This window comes from Symbiopectobacterium sp. (assembly GCF_051710365.1).
In the GTDB taxonomy this organism is placed as follows: domain Bacteria; phylum Pseudomonadota; class Gammaproteobacteria; order Enterobacterales; family Enterobacteriaceae; genus Symbiopectobacterium.
This window is the reverse complement of sequence record NZ_JBPETA010000402.1, coordinates 1-678: the sequence shown is the minus strand read 5'-3', so window position 1 is coordinate 678 and position 678 is coordinate 1. Positions and strand designations below refer to the sequence as shown.

The window sequence follows — 678 nt, the reverse complement described above, 5'->3', positions numbered from 1 at the left end:
GTTTAAAGGAATATCGACGGATCGCCACACGTTATGAAAAAACGGCAAGAAACTATCTAGCAATGGTGAAACTGGGCTGCATCCGCGTGTTTTACCACCGGTTACGCAATTAAGGGACACAGCCTAAGGTGAACATGCCGGATTCGGAGATGATGTTGGTATCACGATTCTGGGTGACCCCTTTCGAGCTGGTGTAAGTTAAGCTTACGTCAGCTTTTTCATCGTCGTCTAACGCCTTTAGAGCCATGCGGGAATTTGTGAGCTTTAATGCATCGCATACATCCTGAGCAATAAACCAAGGATCATCATTAATGATAATGGTGCGAACTATATGGTTTTCAAAAGTAAATGGAGTGGTAGATAATGCGGTCATAGAGACCTCCAACGGTATTTTATGTGTTGCTACCACTGGAGTTTCCAATCTCGTGGTGGTAGCCCAGACAGGGTTGGAAATGCCGGATACCGTGAACCGGTGAACCTTTCGGTTCCCCTGCCTGAGCCACCATAGAGGGTGCTGAGGCGCATAAAAAAACACGCAAATTGCGTGTCACTTTATGTGTACTAGCTCAGACCTGATCTGACAGTTACCGGTTATTTATACAGGTGTCTGTCAGATTAAATCTGGTTCAGATTTTTTTCTGCCCAGACCCGTTTACCATCAAGTAATGTTGCCATTGG

The 678-nt window shown here is 45.4% G+C and carries 1 protein-coding gene and 1 pseudogene; one reads left to right on the top strand and one right to left on the bottom strand.

What is annotated here, in order from left to right; genetic code table 11:
• Positions 1-113: pseudogene (locus tag ACTBDZ_RS18310) on the top strand (IS5 family transposase); the annotation flags it as partial.
• Here the strand turns inward: ACTBDZ_RS18310 and ACTBDZ_RS18305 are convergent.
• Positions 110-373 (bottom strand): BRO-N domain-containing protein, encoded by a 264-nt coding sequence (locus ACTBDZ_RS18305; RefSeq protein WP_438816332.1) that lies wholly within the window; start codon positions 371-373, stop codon positions 110-112. The pseudogene ACTBDZ_RS18310 and the gene ACTBDZ_RS18305 sit on opposite strands and share 4 nt — an antisense overlap.
• Between the last annotated feature and the right edge of the window lie 305 nt (positions 374-678).